Origin of the sequence: Lentzea sp. HUAS12 (genome assembly GCF_024125735.1) — a bacterium.
In the GTDB taxonomy this organism is placed as follows: domain Bacteria; phylum Actinomycetota; class Actinomycetes; order Mycobacteriales; family Pseudonocardiaceae; genus Lentzea; species Lentzea albida.
The window spans coordinates 7,948,206-7,965,046 of record NZ_CP099738.1; the positions used below are offsets into that span (position 1 = coordinate 7,948,206).

17 protein-coding genes are annotated in these 16,841 nt (G+C 70.6%); 11 read left to right on the plus strand and 6 right to left on the minus strand.

From position 1 onward, the window contains the following. Positions 1 to 17 precede the first annotated feature (17 nt). Positions 18 to 866: a DNA-3-methyladenine glycosylase gene (locus ND450_RS37265; protein ID WP_253328099.1), complete on the plus strand. Its 849-nt coding sequence runs from the start codon at positions 18 to 20 to the stop codon at positions 864 to 866. On the opposite strand, the gene ND450_RS37270 is transcribed toward ND450_RS37265, so the two are convergent. Genes ND450_RS37270 through ND450_RS37285 form a run of 4 tightly spaced genes read right to left on the minus strand, consistent with a single transcriptional unit; the run spans position 863 to position 4,444 of the window. After that, positions 863 to 1,390, minus strand: coding sequence for an NUDIX hydrolase (locus ND450_RS37270; RefSeq protein WP_089914606.1), 528 nt, complete (start codon positions 1,388 to 1,390; stop codon positions 863 to 865). The two genes, ND450_RS37265 and ND450_RS37270, sit on opposite strands and share 4 nt — an antisense overlap. Beyond that, positions 1,387 to 2,709, minus strand: a complete 1,323-nt coding sequence (locus tag ND450_RS37275; protein WP_253322844.1) for a coenzyme F420-0:L-glutamate ligase — start codon at positions 2,707 to 2,709, stop codon at positions 1,387 to 1,389. Before ND450_RS37275 ends, ND450_RS37270 begins: the two co-directional genes overlap by 4 nt. Continuing rightward, positions 2,702 to 3,655 carry a 2-phospho-L-lactate transferase gene (cofD, locus tag ND450_RS37280; RefSeq protein ID WP_253322845.1) on the minus strand — a complete coding sequence of 318 codons (954 nt, stop codon included), beginning with the start codon at positions 3,653 to 3,655 and terminating at the stop codon, positions 2,702 to 2,704. The genes ND450_RS37275 and cofD overlap by 8 nt, the downstream gene beginning before the upstream one ends. A gap of 33 nt (positions 3,656 to 3,688) precedes the next feature. After that, positions 3,689 to 4,444, minus strand: a complete 756-nt coding sequence (locus tag ND450_RS37285) for a site-2 protease family protein (RefSeq protein ID WP_089914601.1) — start codon at positions 4,442 to 4,444, stop codon at positions 3,689 to 3,691. Positions 4,445 to 4,689: 245 nt separating this feature from the next. Here ND450_RS37285 and ND450_RS37290 point away from each other — a divergent pair, with 245 nt between their 5' ends. Together ND450_RS37290 and ND450_RS37295 are read left to right on the plus strand one after the other, a co-directional pair. Beyond that, positions 4,690 to 4,995, plus strand: coding sequence for a WhiB family transcriptional regulator (locus tag ND450_RS37290; protein WP_051784712.1), 306 nt, complete (start codon positions 4,690 to 4,692; stop codon positions 4,993 to 4,995). Positions 4,996 to 5,034: 39 nt separating this feature from the next. Then, a complete protein-coding gene (locus ND450_RS37295) occupies positions 5,035 to 8,196 on the plus strand; it encodes a glycosyltransferase family 2 protein (protein ID WP_253322846.1) in 3,162 nt (1,053 codons plus the stop codon). 8 nt (positions 8,197 to 8,204) lie between these two features. Here the strand turns inward: ND450_RS37295 and ND450_RS37300 are convergent, their stop codons facing one another. Further along, the gene (locus ND450_RS37300; protein ID WP_089915657.1) at positions 8,205 to 8,648 is read right to left on the minus strand and encodes a metallopeptidase family protein; all 444 of its coding nucleotides are present in this window, start codon (positions 8,646 to 8,648) and stop codon (positions 8,205 to 8,207) included. Between the two features lie 93 nt (positions 8,649 to 8,741). On the opposite strand from ND450_RS37300, the gene ND450_RS37305 reads away from it, so the two are divergent. From ND450_RS37305 to ND450_RS37340, 8 genes are all read left to right on the plus strand, one after another. Continuing rightward, positions 8,742 to 9,101: a DUF3499 domain-containing protein gene (locus ND450_RS37305; protein WP_189154299.1), complete on the plus strand. Its 360-nt coding sequence runs from the start codon at positions 8,742 to 8,744 to the stop codon at positions 9,099 to 9,101. Between the two features lie 85 nt (positions 9,102 to 9,186). Further along, positions 9,187 to 10,539: a phosphomannomutase/phosphoglucomutase gene (locus ND450_RS37310; RefSeq protein ID WP_253322847.1), complete on the plus strand. Its 1,353-nt coding sequence runs from the start codon at positions 9,187 to 9,189 to the stop codon at positions 10,537 to 10,539. A 12-nt stretch (positions 10,540 to 10,551) separates the two neighbouring features. After that, positions 10,552 to 10,752 carry a Trm112 family protein gene (locus tag ND450_RS37315; RefSeq protein WP_089914592.1) on the plus strand — a complete coding sequence of 67 codons (201 nt, stop codon included), beginning with the start codon at positions 10,552 to 10,554 and terminating at the stop codon, positions 10,750 to 10,752. Positions 10,753 to 10,757: 5 nt separating this feature from the next. After that, positions 10,758 to 11,822 (plus strand): SIS domain-containing protein, encoded by a 1,065-nt coding sequence (locus ND450_RS37320; RefSeq protein ID WP_253322848.1) that lies wholly within the window; start codon positions 10,758 to 10,760, stop codon positions 11,820 to 11,822. Positions 11,823 to 11,841: 19 nt separating this feature from the next. Beyond that, a complete protein-coding gene (manA, locus tag ND450_RS37325) occupies positions 11,842 to 13,056 on the plus strand; it encodes a mannose-6-phosphate isomerase, class I (RefSeq protein WP_253322849.1) in 1,215 nt (404 codons plus the stop codon). Between the two features lie 41 nt (positions 13,057 to 13,097). Further along, positions 13,098 to 14,021 (plus strand): cation diffusion facilitator family transporter, encoded by a 924-nt coding sequence (locus ND450_RS37330; RefSeq protein ID WP_253322850.1) that lies wholly within the window; start codon positions 13,098 to 13,100, stop codon positions 14,019 to 14,021. Between the two features lie 227 nt (positions 14,022 to 14,248). Next, positions 14,249 to 15,760: an amino acid permease gene (locus ND450_RS37335; protein ID WP_253322851.1), complete on the plus strand. Its 1,512-nt coding sequence runs from the start codon at positions 14,249 to 14,251 to the stop codon at positions 15,758 to 15,760. A gap of 10 nt (positions 15,761 to 15,770) precedes the next feature. Beyond that, positions 15,771 to 16,226: a MarR family winged helix-turn-helix transcriptional regulator gene (locus tag ND450_RS37340; RefSeq protein WP_253322852.1), complete on the plus strand. Its 456-nt coding sequence runs from the start codon at positions 15,771 to 15,773 to the stop codon at positions 16,224 to 16,226. Here ND450_RS37340 and ND450_RS37345 read toward each other — a convergent pair. Then, positions 16,223 to 16,831: a hypothetical protein gene (locus tag ND450_RS37345; RefSeq protein WP_253322853.1), complete on the minus strand. Its 609-nt coding sequence runs from the start codon at positions 16,829 to 16,831 to the stop codon at positions 16,223 to 16,225. The two genes, ND450_RS37340 and ND450_RS37345, sit on opposite strands and share 4 nt — an antisense overlap. Positions 16,832 to 16,841 lie beyond the last annotated feature (10 nt).

Sequence of the window (16,841 nt, forward strand, 5' to 3'; positions counted from 1 at the left end):
GGACTCCACCGTTCCCACTGGACCTGGGCGCGGTGCTCGGCAGGCTGCGCCGCGGACCGGGCGACCCGTCCTTCAGCACGGAGGGCGGCGTCTGGTTCGCGGCGAACACGCCGTGCGGTCCCGGCACGGTGCACATCACCAGGACGACCGGCGAGGTGCTCGCGCAAGCGTGGGGTGAGGGCGGGCCGTGGCTGCTCGACGGCCTGCCCGCCCTGCTCGGCGCGGACGACACGGTGGACGAGTTCGTCGCCCACCACCCCGTGATCGCCGAGGCGCGCAGGCAACGGCCCGGGCTGCGGCTCGGCGCCACGAACCGCGTCTGGGACCTGCTGTTCGCCTCGATCCTGGAGCAGAAGGTCACCGGCGTGGAGGCCTTCCGGACGTGGCGCGAGCTCGGCCGCCGGTTCGGTGAGAGCGCTCCCGGACCGAAGCCGCTGAAGGTTCCCCCGACGCCGCAACGGTTGCTGGGCCTGCAGGACTGGGAGTGGCACCAGTGCGGGCTCGACGGAGCGAGAAGACGAACGCTGATCAACGCGGCACAGGTCGCGCACCGGCTGGAGAAGGCCGCCGAGATGCGCAGCCGCGAGCTGCTGGAGAAGGTGCCCGGCATCGGCGTGTGGACGTCCGCCGAGGTCGCGCAACGGGCCTGGGGCGACCCGGACGCCGTCAGCGTCGGCGACTACCACGTGGCGAAGAACGTCACGTGGGCGTTGACCGGCACACCGGGCGACGACGACGCGATGATGGCGTTGCTCGAGCCGTACCAGCCGCAACGCCACCGCGCCGTGATGTACCTGGAGGCGGCGGGGCTGCGGCGGCCGCGGCGAGCCCCGAGGTTCTCGCCGCGCGACTACCGCAAGTTCTAACGCAGGCGGGCCAGCGCGCTGTCGATCAACGGGTGCAGGTCGTCCACGTTGTCCGGCAACGAGTCGAGCGGCCACCACTGCAGGTCGACGGACTCCTCCGACCGCACCGGCTGCGCCCCGACGGGCGCGCGCACCAGGAACCGCACGTCGAAGTGCCGCGTCGGCTTGCCGAGCGAGCACGTGATCGGGTGCACGTCGAGGTGGATCGGCGTCGGCTCGATGCGCAGGCCGCGGATGCCCGACTCCTCGGTGGCCTCGCGCAGGGCTGCGGCGACCAGCGAGGAGTCCTCCGGCTCGCAGTGGCCGCCGAGTTGCAGCCACCGGCCCACGCGCGGGTGCAGCGTCAACAGCGCGTGCTCCCCGGTGGCGTCGAGGACCAGCGCGGAGGCCGTGAGGTGGCCGGGTTCGCAGGAACGCTGACAGGCGTCCTCACGGGCCGCCAGGAAGCCGAGGTAGGCCTCTTTCAGCGCGTCCTGGCCCGAGAACCGGCTCAGCGTCGAGACGGCGTCGGCGTGCAGTGTCACAGATCGATCAGCCCTTCAAGAGGTTCGCGCGGCGTCAGCGGCTCGACCGGGTGGCCGACCGCCACGGCGCCCAGCGGTTCCCAGTCGGCGGGAACACCCAGCACGGAACGCACCACGTCCGCGCAGAAGATCGTCGACGACACCCAGCACGAGCCGAGGCCCTCGGCGGCCAGCGCCACCAGCAGGCCCTGCACGGCGGCGCCGCCGGCGACCGTGAACATCGTCTTCTCGGCGTCCGCGCGGCGGGGGTCGGGGTAGGTGTGCGCTCCGTCGCGGACGAGGAACGGCACGACGATCTCCGGTGCCTCCACCAGCAGGTCGCCGCGGCGCACCCGCTTCGAGATCTGCTCAGGGGTGAACCCGTCGGCGCGCAGGTCGCTCTCCCACTGCTCGCGCATGGCGCGAAGGAGCTCAGCGCGCTTCTCCCGCACCAGCACGAACCGCAACGGCTTCGTGTGGTGCGGCGCGGGCGCGGTGAGCGCCGCACCGACGGCCCGGCGCACCACGGCCAGGTCGACCGGCTCGTCCGAGTAGAACCGCACGGACTTGCGCAGCAGCACGGCTTCCGAACGGCCCTGGGCGCGGGCTTCCTCCGTGCCGAGGCTGAACAGGTCCTCCTCGGTCGGCCGGACCAGGTCGCGCGCCGACGAACCGTCGTCCACCACGTCGAACCCGCGCAGCACGGCGACCGGCACCGCGCCGAGCTTGCCCTTCACCAGGTCCGCGGCCGCCGCGATCTCGTCGGCGACCGCGACCAGCGTCACGGCGAGCTGGTTGCCGTGCTGGTCGACCGCGCCGGCGTAGTCGTGCAGCACGCGCAGGCCGGACGCGCCGATCGCGGCGTCGGTCTGGCCGACCCGCCACGCGCGGCCCATCGTGTCGGTGACCACCACGGCGACCTCGACGCCCAGCGACTTCTTGAGCGCGGCGCGCAGCGAGGCCGCGGAGCCGTCCGGGTCGACCGGGAGCAGCGCGATCTCGTCGCCCGCCACGTTCGAAGCGTCCACTCCGGACGCCGCCTGCACGATGCCGAGCTTGTTCTCGGTGATCAGCGTGCGCATCTTGCGCGCGAGCACCCGCACCGACTCCGCGGCGACGTGCTCGCGCCGGATCCTGTCCCGTTCCTCGGGATCGGCCGGCACGCGGACCAGCCGTCCCTCTACTTTGGACAGCACCTTGGACGTGACGACCAGCACGTCACCATCGCGCAGCCAGGGCGCGGCCTGCGCGATCGCACCGGCCAGGTCGTCTCCCGGGCGGAACTCCGGCAGTCCCGCAACCGGCAGCAGCTCGAGCGCGGCCGCGGCGTGGTCAGTCAACTTCGACTCCGGCCAGTTCGAGCGCGTCACGGGCCATCTGCGCCGTGGCGTCCACATCGGACATCAGCAGCGGGACGGAGCGCACCGCGACACCGGGCACGTCCGCCCGGTCGCCGGTGTGCACGAGCCACGCGTCGAGGATGCCGTCGTCGGAGCACTTGCGGGAGCCGTAGAGCCGCCCGACCGCCTCGGCCGAGGTCTCGACACCGATCGCGTCCAAACAAGCGTCGGCCATGCCCCGCAACGGTTTCCCGCCTATGATCGGCGACAGGCCCACGACGCCCGCCTCGGTCTTGCGCAACGCGTCGCGCACGCCGGGCACGTTGAGGATCGTGCCGACGCTCACGACCGGGTTGGACGGCGCGAGGACCACCGCGTCGGCCTGGCCGATCGCGTCCAGCACGCCGGGTCCGGCGGTCGCGGTCTCGGCGCCGACGTACGCGAACGACTTCGCGGGCAGCCCGGCCCGGTGCTTGACCCACCACTCCTGGAAGTGGATGGCCTTCGTCTCACCGTCGAGTTCCACGACGACGTGCGTCTCGACCCTGTCGTCCGACATCGGCAGCAGCTTCACGCCCGGCTTCCACCGGTCGCACAGCGCCTCCGTCACCGCGGACAGCGGGTAGCCGGCGCGCAGCATGCGGGTGCGGACGAGGTGCGTCGCGATGTCCCGGTCGCCCAGGCCGAACCACGTCGGCTCGGCGCCGTACGCCGCGAGCTCCTCCTTGACGGTCCACGACTCGCCCTCGCGACCCCAGCCGCGTTCGGTGTCGATGCCACCGCCCAGGGTGTACATGCAGGTGTCGAGGTCGGGCGTGATGCGCAGCCCGTGCATCCAGACGTCGTCACCGGTGTTGACCACCGCGGTGACATCCGCCCCGAGTGCCTTGAGACCCTGCAGGAACCTGGCGCCGCCGACCCCGCCGACGAGTGCTACGACCTTCACGCCCGCCCATGCTTCCACAGCGCCGATCCGCCCCTACAGGTAGCGCCAGAACATGAACGCCGACATGCCCGCGTACGCGTAGCCGGGCTCACCGCCGATGAGCTCGAACACCGCGTTCGAGGCCCAGAAGAACAGCTGGCTGACCTGGCTGAAGGCGATCAGGACGGCGAACAGCACCAGCGGCGCCCACGGCCGGGCCTTGGCGCCGAACCGCTGGGCCTCGTAGGGCAGGAACGGCTCGATCGCGCCCCAGCCGTCGAGGCCGGGCACCGGGAGGATGTTCAGCACGAACGCCAGCACCTGCAACAAAGCAAGGTACGAAATCGCGGAGGCCAGCGCGACGGGCGGCGAGAAGACCGCGACGACGAGCGTGAGCAGGACGCCGATCACGAGGTTCGAGAGCGGTCCCGCGAGTGAGACCAACGACTCGATCTTCTTCGAGCGCAGCGCGTGGTGGTTGATCCAGACGGCGCCACCCGGAAGCGGGATCCCGCCCATGACGAGCAGCACGAGAGGCAGCACGATGCTGAGCACCGGGTCGGTGTAACGGCGGATGTCGAGGGTCAGATAACCCTTCTCGCGCACGGAGAAGTCGCCGCCCTTGTACGCCACGGCGGCGTGCCCGAACTCGTGCAGGCACAGCGTCACCGCCCACCCGGCCAGTACGAAGAGGATGGTGCCCGTGATGATGGCGGCGTCGCCTTCGAGCAGGGTGAGGGCCGCTCCGGCGGCCGTCGCCGCGAGCAGGCCGAGGAACAGTGGGCTGGGGCGAACCGCTGATCGCTTCACCCCTCCAGTGTGGCGTGTCGGCTGGCCCTGTGGGCCGTTCGAGGACGGGTTGCGACACGTGAATCACCGTCCGTGCGGTCCGTCAAGGTTTTTGCGGCCATCCGCGCGAATATCCCCCGACGTGTGGACTCCGCTTGACCGCCCGCTGTGACGCAGGTGTAATCACATCGGTGTCATTCGTCGTTGTGGGAACGGCGTCTGGCGTCCGCCAACCGGGGAGAGCGGAAGGCGAGGAGGCGGACGAAATGCAGGAATTCGAAGAGCTCGAAGAAGATCACGTCACTCAGCCGGTCGTGCAGGGCGAGCTGTCGTACCTGTTCGACCCTGCCGACGAGCAGGACTGGCAGGAGCGTGCGCTCTGCGCCCAGACGGATCCCGAGGCGTTCTTCCCCGAAAAGGGTGGATCGACGCGGGAGGCCAAGCGCATCTGCCTGGGCTGCGAGGTGCGCTCGGAGTGCCTGGAGTACGCACTCCAGCACGACGAACGCTTCGGCATCTGGGGCGGTCTCTCGGAGAGAGAACGCCGCAAGTTGAAGAAGCGAGCCGTCTAGTCGGTCAGAAGCGTGATCTTTCTGCCTTAACTTGAGGACGTGACAAGTCCTCACCCGAGGCTCCGGACGGCGCCGGTGCTGTGCGTCCTGGTCTGCCACGACGGCGACCAGTGGCTCAGCACGGCGCTGTCTGCCTTGCGGCGCCAGCGAATCCGTCCACGGCACGTGATCGCGGTCGACACCGGATCGACGGACGGGACGGCGAAAGTCCTGGCAGAGGCGGGAGATCTGCTGGACGGGGTGCTGACCGCACCGCGGGGCACCGGCTTCGGCACCGCCGTGCGCATCGCCGTCGAGCACGCTGTCGAACGGTGGGGTGATCCCGGCAGGTGGCTGTGGCTGCTGCACGACGACAGCGCCCCGGAACCCGACTGCCTGGCCGCGTTGCTGACCGCCGCCGAGGTGTCTCCGTCGGCCGCGGTGCTCGGCCCGCTGTGCCTCGATTGGGTGGATTCTCGTCTGGTCGTCGAGGCAGGTCTCTCGACGGATTCTTCAGGACATCGACAGACGGGTCTGTCCTCCGCGGAACATTCCGCATCGTTTCAGCAGAGCACCGAGGTTCTCGCCGTCTCGTCCGCGGGATCGTTGATCAAACGTGAGGTATGGCACTGCCTCGGCGGCTACGACGAAGCGATGCCGCTGTTGCGCGACGATCTCGACTTCGGCTGGCGCGCTAATCGCTCAGGTCATTTGGTCCTGTGCGTACCGGTCGCACGCATGCGACATGCACGCGCCGCAACTAAAGGCGCACGCCGTTTGGACGCGGCCATGGCGCGGCCGGGCCCGTCATTTCGGGGCGTCGACCGCGCGCACGGCATGCGCACTTTCTTGGTCAATTGTTCAGGTTCCTCGTTCCTGATCGGACTTCCGCGGCTGCTGGTGCTGTCGCTGCTGCGGGCCCTGGGCTTCCTGCTCCTCCGGCGTTTCGCGGACGCACACGCCGAGGTCGGCGCGGCCCGTTACCTCCTCACGAGAGGCCGTCTGCTCGAAGGCCGCCGCGCCCGCCGGGGCTCCGCTGTCGTCCGCGGGCTCTTCACCAGCAGACTCACCCGGCTGCGCAACGCGGTCCGCGCCGGCGCGACGTTCCTGATCCGCCGCCGCGTCGAAGCCGACGCCGCGCTGGGTCGTTTGCCTGCAACCGATGCGGGCTCGACGTGGCTCGAACCGTCCGAAGTGGACCCGCGACCCGTCGGCCCGTCCGCCCTGCCGGCCGGTGCCTCGCGCGGGCGCCCCCGCGTCGCCGGTCTGCGCCGCCCGCCCGTCGTCGTCTCCGTGGACGCCGCCCTGCCCGGAGCCCTGCGCCCGTCACCGCGACCCCGGCCGTCGCCGGGACCGCGCGCCGCTCCGGGTGTGGTGTTCGTCGAGGTCGACCAGTCGCGGGTGCTCCGCTCGTTGCTGCTGTCGCCGCCGGTCCTGCTCGTGCTCGGCCTGTCCGTCGTCGCGCTGGTCGCGAACTGGTCGCGCCTCGGCCTCGACCTGGCAGGCGGCCGCCTGCTCCCGGTCGGCTCGGCGGGGTCGGTCTGGTCGACGTACCTGTCGTCGTGGCACCCGGTCCTCGGCGGCACCGCGGCCCCCGCGCCCGCCGCCCTGGCCGTGCTGGGACTGGTCCCCGGCGGCCCGTCGTTCGCCGTCGCACTGCTGTTGCTCGGCGATATCCCCCTCGCCGCGTTGTCGGCGTACATCGCGTCCCGAGGCCTGCGGGTACGCCGTTCCGTGCGCGCGGTGGTCGCCGCCTTCTACGGCCTGCTGCCGGTCGCGACAACGGCCGTGTCCGAAGGCCGTCTCGACGTCGTCGTCGTGCACATCGTCACGCCCGTGGTCTTCGCCGGCGTGTACGCGGTCTTGCGCGCGTCGTCCACGCACGCCTGGTTGCCCATGGCCTCCGGGACCGCGATCGGTGTCGCCGTGCTGGGTGCCTTCTCGCCGTTGACGCACCTCGTGGTGATCGTCGGCGCTCTCGTGGGCTTCATCGCCGTGACGGGCGGCGCCCGCCGGATCGCCGCCCTGTTCGCCATCGTGCTTCTGCCGATGGCGCTCCTCCTGCCGTGGCCCGCTGTGTTGCTGCAACACCCCGAAATGGTGTTGAACGGCCTGGGTGCGGCCTTCGAGTCGCCGCCGCCGAACCTGATCGTGTGCTCGGTCTTCGTCGCCGCCGGCTTCGCCGCCGCGGTGCTGCGGCCGAACGCCCTGATGCTGCCCGGCCTGTTGGTGATCGTGCTGGCCATCGGGGCCCTTGCCGCGGTGGCCGCCGTCGGTGCCTGGCCCGGTGCGCCGCTGGTGGTGCTGGCGTGGGGTCTCGTGTGCGTGGTGCTGGCCGGCTGTCAGCGCGGGGTCCCGCCGGGCATCGCCCGTCTGGCCCGGGTGCGGCGGGCCGTGTACGTCGTCGGTGTCGTGACGCTGGTCAGCCTCGGGGTGGCCGGGCTGCTGGACCTGCGGTCCGGGCCGTTGAAGGCCGGCGGCGGGCTGGCGCTGAACACGTCGTTGACGGCGGAACTGGAGCGGTCCGGCCGGTCGGTGCTGATCCTCGGGTCGCCCGCCCGGCAGGTCGCCGGCCGGATGCCCGCCTTCGGTGACGACGACCTCGTGCCCACCGCGTCGTCGCCCGCCCGGTTGCGTAGGTGGAACTCCTCCTTGCTGGAGGGGGCCCCTCCAGCGGTGAAGATGGCGTTGGCTCAGGCGGCTTCGTCCGGGGTTTCGTTCGTGGTGCTGCCGTCGGACTCCGCCGCCGCGAAGGTCCGCGAGGCCGCGGGGGAGTTGGTGTCGGAGGCACCTCGGGCTTCGGACGGACGGCCCGTGCTGCGGGTGCGGCTGACCGCGGACACCGGGGTCCTGCTGGCGCCCGACCTGGCGCGGCGGGCGCGGACCGGCGGGGAGCCGCCGGACTCGGTGTCAGCCGATGGGGTGGCGCCCGTGAACGTGACGCTGCCCGACGTGGCGGTGAAGGTGTCGCCCGGCGGGGAGGGGCGGGTGCTGGTGCTGGCCGCCGAGGACGAGCCGGGGTGGCAGGTCTTCGTGGACGGCGTGCAGGTGCCCGTGGTGCGGGCCTGGGGACACCTGGTCGGGGTGCCGCTGCCGTCCGGCGGGGCGGAGGTCCGGGTGTCGATGTCGAGCACCCTGCGGGACTTCCTGTTGCTGGGGCAGGCGGCGGCGCTGCTGTTCACGCTGCTGACCGCGGTGCCCACCCGCAGGCGGCAGGTGTGAGAGGCGTCTCAGCCCTCGTCCACCACGTCCGGGTCGAGCCCGAGGTAGTTCGCCACCTGCTCGACCAGGACGTCGTGCACCAGGTCGGCCAGGTCGGCGCCGTCCTTCGCGCGGGCCTCCAGCGGCCGGCGGTAGAGAACGATCCGGGCACGGTTGTCGGAGCCCGTGGGCAGCAGGCGCGCCAGGGGGACGTTGCCGTCCTCCACGACGCCGTCCTCGCCCTCGACCTGCACCTCGGGCACGTCGTCGACGGCCACGTCGAGCTGCGTGAGTTCGGTGCGCCAGCGGGCCTCGATGGGCTCCAGGGCCTCGATGACCAGGGCGTCGAAGCGTTCCGCGCGGGAACGGGCCGCGGGGAGGGTGGCGGGGTACAGGGGGCCGCGCAGGCCCCGGCCGTGCCGGTCTCGGTTGCGCCGACGCGGCGAATTCTGCCGTTGTGAACCCCGTGCCATCACCACAACCGAGCAGCCTAGTTGCTCCCCCGGAGGACTAAACACAGCGTGCCTCACACACAGCTTCCCGTGGACGCGCTATCGTCCCGGATCGTGCGGAGCGTGAGACGGTGCTCGCGAACCGGGTGTGCTAACCCGGCTGTCGCCACGCTCACCTACGCCTATGCGGACTCCACCGCGGTCGTCGGGCCGCTCGCCACGTACTCCGAACCGCACAGTTACGACCTGTGCGAGGAGCACGCGTTGCGGCTCACGGCGCCTCGTGGCTGGGAGGTCGTGAGGCACCAGGGTGAGTTCGCGGCGCCCGAGCCGACTGTGGACGACCTGACGGCGCTGGCCGAGGCCGTGCGGGAGGCCGGGCGGGCTGATGTCAGCCCGAAGCTGCCCGACGTGCCTGCGGGCTCTCACAGGCGTGGGCACCTGCGGGTCCTGCCCGATCCCCACGAGGACTGAACCGACCACACGCACCACTAATCTTCTCGCCGGTAGGCTGCTCGACCAGTGGCCGTCAAGAGCGAGTTCCCTGGGAGTGTGCGGCGTGCGTGACCTGTCCGGCATCGTCAAGGCGTACGACATCCGCGGGGTGGTCGGCGAACAGTTGGACGCCGGTTTGGTTCGTGACTTCGGCGCCGCCTTCGCGCGCCTGGTCGGTGGGCCCGCCATCGTCATCGGGCACGACATGCGCGACTCGTCGCCCGAGCTCTCGCGCGCGTTCGCCGAGGGTGCGCAGGCGCAGGGCGTGAACGTCATCAGCATCGGCCTGGCCAGCACGGACATGCTCTACTTCGCGTCCGGCAAGCTCGACCTGCCCGGTGCCATGTTCACCGCGAGCCACAACCCGGCGCAGTACAACGGCATCAAGATGTGCCGCGCGGGCGCCTCGCCGGTGGGCCAGGACACGGGTCTCGCGCAGATCCGCCAGGACGCCGAGAACCAGGTCCCCGACGCCGAGGACGTCGAGAAGGGCACGTTCGAGGAGCGGAACATGCTCGTCGACTACGCGGCCTACCTCAACGAACTGGTCGACCTGAAGAGCATCCGCCCGCTCAAGATCGTCGTGGACGCGGGCAACGGCATGGGCGGCTACACGGTGCCGCAGGTCTTCGAGGGCCTGCCCATCGAGGTGATCCCCATGTACTTCGAGCTCGACGGCAGCTTCCCGAACCACGAGGCGAACCCGCTCGACCCGAAGAACATCGTCGACCTCCAGGCCCGCACCAAGGCCGAGGGCGCGGACGCCGGTGTCGCGTTCGACGGCGACGCGGACCGCTGCTTCGTCGTGGACGAGAACGGCGACCCGGTCAGCCCGTCCGCGATCACCGCGCTGGTGGCCGTGCGCGAGCTCGCGAAGGACCCCGGCGGCACGATCATCCACAACCTGATCACGTCGCACGCGGTGCCGGAGATCGTCACCGAGCACGGCGGCAAGCCCGTGCGCACGCGCGTCGGCCACTCGTTCATCAAGGAGGAGATGGCCAAGACCGGCGCCATCTTCGGTGGTGAGCACTCCGCGCACTACTACTTCCGCGACTTCTGGCGCGCCGACACCGGCATGCTGGCCGCGCTGCACGTGCTGGCCGCGCTTGGTGAGCAGGACGGCCCGCTGTCCGCGCTGACGTCGGTCTACAACCGCTACGCCGCCTCCGGTGAGATCAACTCCACCGTGCAGGACCAGGCCGGCCGGATCGCCGCCATCAAGGACGCGTACGGCTCCAAGGACGGCGTCACGATCGACGAGCTGGACGGTCTCACCGTGCAGCTGGCGGACGGGTCGTGGTTCAACCTGCGGGCCTCGAACACCGAGCCGCTGCTGCGTCTGAACGTCGAAGCCGCCACCCCCGAGGCCGTCGCCGCGCTCAGCGACGAGGTCCTCGCGATCGTGCGGGCCTGAGGAGAGAACACCGTGGCCGTCAAGCTCGAAGAGCAGTTGCTGGAGATCCTCGCCTGCCCGTGCCCCGAGCACGCGCCGCTGCAGGTCGGGACGCCCACCGATCCGGAGGCGGACTTCCTCACGTGCACCTCGTGCGGTCGTTCGTTCCCGGTGCGCGACGGCATCCCGGTGCTGCTGCTGGACGAGGCGGTCGAGCCGCCGGCGGCCGGGTGACGTAGGTGCTCGACGACACGCTGCTCGACGACTCGAGCCGCCTCGCCGACGCCGACACGGGTGGCTGGCTGCGCGCCGCCGCCCGTGCGGGGGCGCAGGTCCGCTCCACCGCCGAGGCCGCGGCCGAGGCGGGGGTGGAACGGATCTTCGCCGACCGCCCGCGCGCGGTGGTGCTCATCACGCGGCCCGGCCACGCGGTCGCGGTCGCGGGCGTCGTCATGGCGTTGCTCGGATCCGGTTGCTCGGTGCCGGTGGTCGCGGTCGACGAGGTCCCGCCGTGGGTCGGTGCCCTCGACGTGGTGCTCGCGCACACCGAGGACCCCGGCGACCGGGTGCTCGCCGAGTCGATCGACAGGGCGGTCCGCCGGGGCGCGCGCGTGCTGCTGACGGCGCCGGACTCCGGTCCGATCGCCGCGGCCGCCGCCGGACGGGCCGTGCTGCTGCCGCCGCGCGTCGACGTGCCGCCGGGCTTCAGCTTCCCGCGCGCGCTCGCCGCGTGGCTGCTGGTGCTGCACTCGCTCGGGCTGCTCAAGACCGACGTGGAACTGATCGCGGACGAGCTCGACCGCGAGGCCGAGCGCGACCACCCGGTGCACGAGTCGTTCGTGAACCCGGCGAAGTCGCTCGCCCTGCGCGTCGCCGACCGCACGCCGCTGCTGTGGGGCCTCGACGAGGTCGCCACCGCGGTCGGCGAGCACGGCGCGGGCGTGCTGGCGACGTTCGCCGGCGTCGCCTCCGACGTCGCCGGCTACCCGCAGGCGGTGACCCGCTCGGTGCTGCACCGCCGCGCCGTGCAGGGGACGTCGGGCGCGGATCTCTTCGCGGACCCGGACGACGAGCCGGGCAGTGGACTCGTGCGCGTGCTGCTGCTGGCCGTGCGCCAGGGCCCGGCGGCCGACGCGATGAGGCACGCCGCCGAGGACGCCCTGCCGGGAGCAGACGTGCTGGAGCCGGCCGTCGAGGTGGCGGGAGGCGACGCGGTCAGCGCCGCGCTCCTCGCGCTGCGCTTCGAACTGGCCGCGCTGTACCTCGGGCTCGCCGCCGGAACTCTCGGCGGCAACCCGTACTGATTGGGGAGCTGACTCAGAAGTGGACCTGCTGCACAACGCGGTAAGGCCGTACGCGTGGGGTTCACGCACGGCCATCGCCGAGCTGCTCGGGAAGGAGGTGCCCGCACCCCATCCCGAGGCCGAGCTGTGGATGGGCGCCCACCCCGGCGACCCGTCCCGCGTCGTCGGCGCGGACGGCGTCGAACGCTCGCTGCTCGACCTGCTGACCGAGAACCCGGACGGCCAGCTCGGTCAGCGCGTGGCGCAGCGGTGGGGCAGCAGGCTCCCGTTCCTGATCAAGGTGCTCGCCGCCGAGGAGGCGCTGAGCCTGCAGGCGCACCCGTCCGCCGCCCAGGCGGCCGAGGGCTTCGCGGCCGAGGAGAAACGCCTCGTGCCGCTCGACTCGCCGATCCGCAACTACAAGGACCCGGCCGCCAAGCCGGAACTGGTCTGCGCCCTCACCGAGTTCCACGCGCTGGCGGGCTTCCGCGACCCGGCGCGGACGGTCGCGCTGCTGCGCTCGCTGGACGCGCCCGCGCTGGCGCCGTACACCGAGATGCTGGTCGCGCAGCCGGACTCGTCGGGCCTGCGCGCGTTGTTCACGATGCTGATCACGCTGCCGCAGACGTCGTTGTCGGTGCTGCTGCCGCAGGTCCTCGACGCGTGCGTGCTGCACGTGAAGGAGCACGGCGAGTTCGACCTGGAGTGCCGCACGATCCTCGAGCTGGGCGAGTCCTACCCCGGTGACGCGGGCGTGCTGGCGGCGTTGCTGCTCAACCGCATCGTGCTGCAGCCCGGTGAGGCGATCCACCTGCCGGCCGGCAACCTGCACGCGTACCTGCGCGGCACGGGCATCGAGATCCTGGCCAACTCGGACAACGTCCTGCGCTGCGGCCTCACGCCCAAGCACGTCGACGTGCCCGAGCTGCTGCGCGTGCTCGACTTCACCTGTGGTGACATGGAAGTGCTGCTGGGCGAGGAGGTCCAGCCGGGCGTCCGCGTCTACCGCACGCCCGCGCCGGAGTTCGAACTGTCCAGGTTGGACCTCACCGGCGAGACGCGGGTCGACCACGAAGGCCCGCAGATCATGATTTGCACGGCCGGTGCCGTGGTACTCACGAACGCCCGTGGCGAGGAGTTGCGGCTGGCACGCGGCGAGTCCGTGTGGCTGCCCGCGTCGGACCCGGCGGTGCTCATCCGCCCGGATGGTGTCGATTCCGCCGAACTTTTCCGCGCCACGGCGGGGAACGACTAAGGTTCGCCCGGACAAACCGGACTGGTTGCGAGGAGACAGGCGTGTCAGCAGGGGGCGGGACCAAGGCGATCGTCGCGGCATTGGTGGCGAACGCCGGTATCGCGGTGGCCAAGTTCATCGGATTCTTGATCACCGGCTCGTCGTCGATGCTCGCCGAGTCGGTGCACTCGGTCGCCGACACGTCGAACCAGGGCCTGCTGCTGCTCGGCCAGAAGACGGCCCAGCGCAAGGCCACCAGGCTGCACCCGTTCGGCTTCGGCCGCGACCGCTACTTCTGGTCGTTCGTGGTCGCCCTGATGCTCTTCACCCTCGGCTCGGTCTTCGCGCTGTACGAGGGCATCCACAAGCTGCAGCACCCCGAGGCGCTCTCCAGCCCGATCGTCGCGGTCGGCATCCTCGTCGTCGCGATCGGTCTCGAGACCTACAGCTTCATGACGGCCATCAGGGAGTCGAAGCTCATCAAGGGCGACGCGACCTGGTGGCAGTTCATCCGCAACTCGCGCACGCCGGAACTGCCGGTCGTGCTGCTGGAGGACGCGGGCGCGCTGATCGGTCTGGTCCTCGCGCTGATCGGCGTCGGCCTCGCGACGGTCACCGGCAACCCGGTCTTCGACGCACTCGGCACGATCGCCATCGGCGTGCTGCTCGGTGTCATCGCGATCATCCTCATCATCGAGATGAAGTCGCTGCTGATCGGTGAGGGCGCGTCCGACAAGGACCTCGACGTGATCTGCGACGAGCTGGCCGCCGGCAAGGTGCAGCGCGTCATCCACATCAAGACCCAGTACATCGGCCCGGACGAGCTGCTCGTGGCCGCGAAGATCGCGCTGGAGCCGCGGCTGCCGCTCGACGAGGTGGCGCAGGCGATCAACGACGCCGAGCAGCGGGTGCGGAACAAGGTGCCGCAGGCCCGGCTGATCTACCTGGAGCCGGACCTGGACCGGTCCACGGTCGCCAGCTCCTGATCCTGAACTGACTGCGAAGCCGCCCCGGGCCCACCGCCCGGGGCGGCTTCGTTTTGCGAGAGGCTCCGCAGCTCGCTGAACCGGTCGCGCCGGCTCGCCTCCCCAGGCGGCTTCCCCGCCCGCTGGACAGAACACCGGACAAACCCGTGGTGAACGGCTATCGGCATCTCACCTGGTGGATACCTCTAGGGTGGGCCGATCGGGGATCCATCAAGGAGGTATGCACCGTGCCGGGGAACGGGTTGTGGCGCACGAAGTCGATCGAGCAGTCGATCGCGGACACGGACGAGCCGGGCACCAAGCTCCGCAAGGACCTGACGGCCTGGGACCTCACGGTCTTCGGTGTCGCGGTCGTCATCGGTGCCGGCATCTTCACGCTCACCGCGAGCACCGCGGGCAACATCGCGGGGCCGTCGGTCTCGCTGTCGTTCGTGCTGGCGGCGATCGCCTGCGCGCTGGCCGCGTTGTGCTACGCCGAGTTCGCCTCGACGGTGCCGGTCGCGGGCAGCGCGTACACCTTCTCCTACGCGACGTTCGGCGAGTTCGCCGCGTGGATCATCGGGTGGGACCTGGTGCTGGAGTTCGCGGTCGGTTCGGCCGCGGTCGCCAAGGGCTGGTCGGCGTACCTGCAGACGACGCTGGGGCTCTTCGGCCTCGACGTGAAGACCGAGGTCGGTGACGGCATCAAGTTCGACTGGGGCGCCGTGCTCCTGGTCGCGGTCATCACCGTCCTGCTGGTCATCGGCACGAAGCTCAGCTCGCGGGTCAGCGCGGTCATCACGGCCATCAAGGTCGCGGTGGTGCTGCTCGTGATCGTGCTCGGCATCAGCTACATCAAGGCCGAGAACTACTCGCCGTTCATCCCGCCGGCCGCCGAGTCCGGTCCCGCCGCGCACACCGGCATCGAGCAGTCGCTGTTCTCGCTGATCACCGGCTACTCGGGCAGCACCTACGGCGTGCTCGGCATGCTGGCCGCCGCGAGCATCGTGTTCTTCGCGTTCATCGGCTTCGACGTCGTGGCGACCACGGCGGAGGAGACCAAGAACCCGCAGAAGGCCGTGCCGCGCGGCATCCTCGGCTCGCTCGCGATCGTCACCGTGCTCTACGTCGCCGTGACGCTCGTGATCACCGGCATGGTGCCGTACAAGGAGCTCGCCACGCAGCCGGACGGCACGCGCGCGACGCTCGCCAGCGCGTTCGCGCAGAACGGCGTCGACTGGGCGGCGACGGTGATCTCGGTCGGCGCGCTCGCCGGTCTCACCACCGTCGTCATGGTGCTGATGCTCGGCCAGAGCCGCGTCCTCTTCGCCATGTCGCGCGACGGACTGCTGCCGCGCGGGCTCGCGAAGACCGGCAGCCACGGCACGCCGACCCGCATCACGATCATCATCGGTGTGCTGGTCGCGATCGCCGCGGGCTTCTTCCCGGCGGGCAAGCTCGAAGAGATGGTGAACGTCGGCACGCTGTTCGCGTTCATCCTCGTCTCGGCGGGCGTGATGGTGCTCCGCAAGACCAGGCCTGATCTGGAGCGCGGTTTCCGCGTGCCGCTCGTGCCGCTGGTGCCGATCCTCGCGATCATCGCCTGCACCTGGCTGATGCTGAACCTGACCGCGCTCACCTGGGTCCGGTTCCTCGTCTGGATGGCGCTCGGCGTGGTCGTCTACTTCGTCTACAGCCGGCGCAACTCGGTGCTGGGCAAGCAGGGTGAACGGACAGGAAAGTCCGGGAGCACCAACTAACCTGCGCTCCATGGAGAACGCGCGGTGGCTCTCGGAGGAGGAGGGGAACGCCTGGCACCACTTCGTCCAGGCGTACCACCTCCTCGAGAGGCAGATCGAACAGCAGTTGCAGCGCGACGCGGGCCTCTCGCACGCGCAGTACAACGTGCTCGTCGTGCTGTCCGAACAGCCGGGCAACCGCATGCGCATGACCGAGCTGGCGCGCAGGGTCGTGGTGTCGAAGAGCTCGTTGACCTACCAGATCGGCAAGCTGGAGAAGGCGGGACTCGTGCGGCGCGAACCGCACGAGTCCGACGAGCGCGGCATCCTCGCCGTGCTGACCGAGGTCGGCAAGGACCTGCTTCGCACCACCGCGCCCGGTCACGTCGGGACGGTGCGCGAGTACCTCGTGGACCTCTTCACGCCGGTCGAGCTCGCGCAGCTCGGGGCGTTCATGAAGGTGGTGCACGAGAAGGCGGACGACTAGGACAGCGTCAGCAGACCTCGTTCGTCCAGCCACGCGGCCACGTCGTCGGGCCCGTGCCGCGTCACGTCGAACTCGAAGACGGGCAGCACCGACTTCGCCGCCAGCGCGCGGAGTTGCTGTTGTTCCTCGATGAACGGCTCCAGCGACACGTACTGCTTGGGGTTGGCGCTGATCTTGAGCCGCTCCTCCCGCGCCTCCTCGAACGTGTCCTCGGGACGGGTGCACAGCACGATCGCGAAGTTGAGCGGCTTGAGCCGTTCCTCCAGCCAGCCGAAGTCGAACTCGCGCCCCTGCCGTGCCTGACAGGCCAGCGTGGACAGGTGGAAGCGGTCGACGATCCACGAGTAGTAGCGCTGGAGTTCGAACATCCGCACCCACGTCTCGTAGGTCTCCATCGCGAGTTCGGTCTCCTCGGGGGAGAAGTCGATCAGCCCGCGCCCCCACGGCTCGTTGCTGAAGCCGCTCCACTCCGCCGAGATCAACGGGGAGTGGTAGCGGTACCGGCGGTGACCGACCAGCCGAGGGTGTTCGTTCAACGCGAAGGCCAGGTCCGTCTTGCCGGTCAGCCGTGTTCCTTCGAGGATCACCTTGGGCGTGAGCTTCATGATGGCAAGC

What these genes read in the sequence shown, in the direction of transcription:
- ND450_RS37290 (WP_051784712.1), top strand. Translation starts at nt 4,690, where the DNA reads ATGCAGGAATTCGAAGAGCTCGAAGAAGATCACGTCACTCAGCCGGTC.
- ND450_RS37300 (WP_089915657.1), bottom strand. Translation starts at nt 8,648, where the DNA reads ATGGCACGGGGTTCACAACGGCAGAATTCGCCGCGTCGGCGCAACCGA.
- ND450_RS37340 (WP_253322852.1), top strand. Translation starts at nt 15,771, where the DNA reads ATGGAGAACGCGCGGTGGCTCTCGGAGGAGGAGGGGAACGCCTGGCAC.
- ND450_RS37345 (WP_253322853.1), bottom strand. Translation starts at nt 16,831, where the DNA reads ATGAAGCTCACGCCCAAGGTGATCCTCGAAGGAACACGGCTGACCGGC.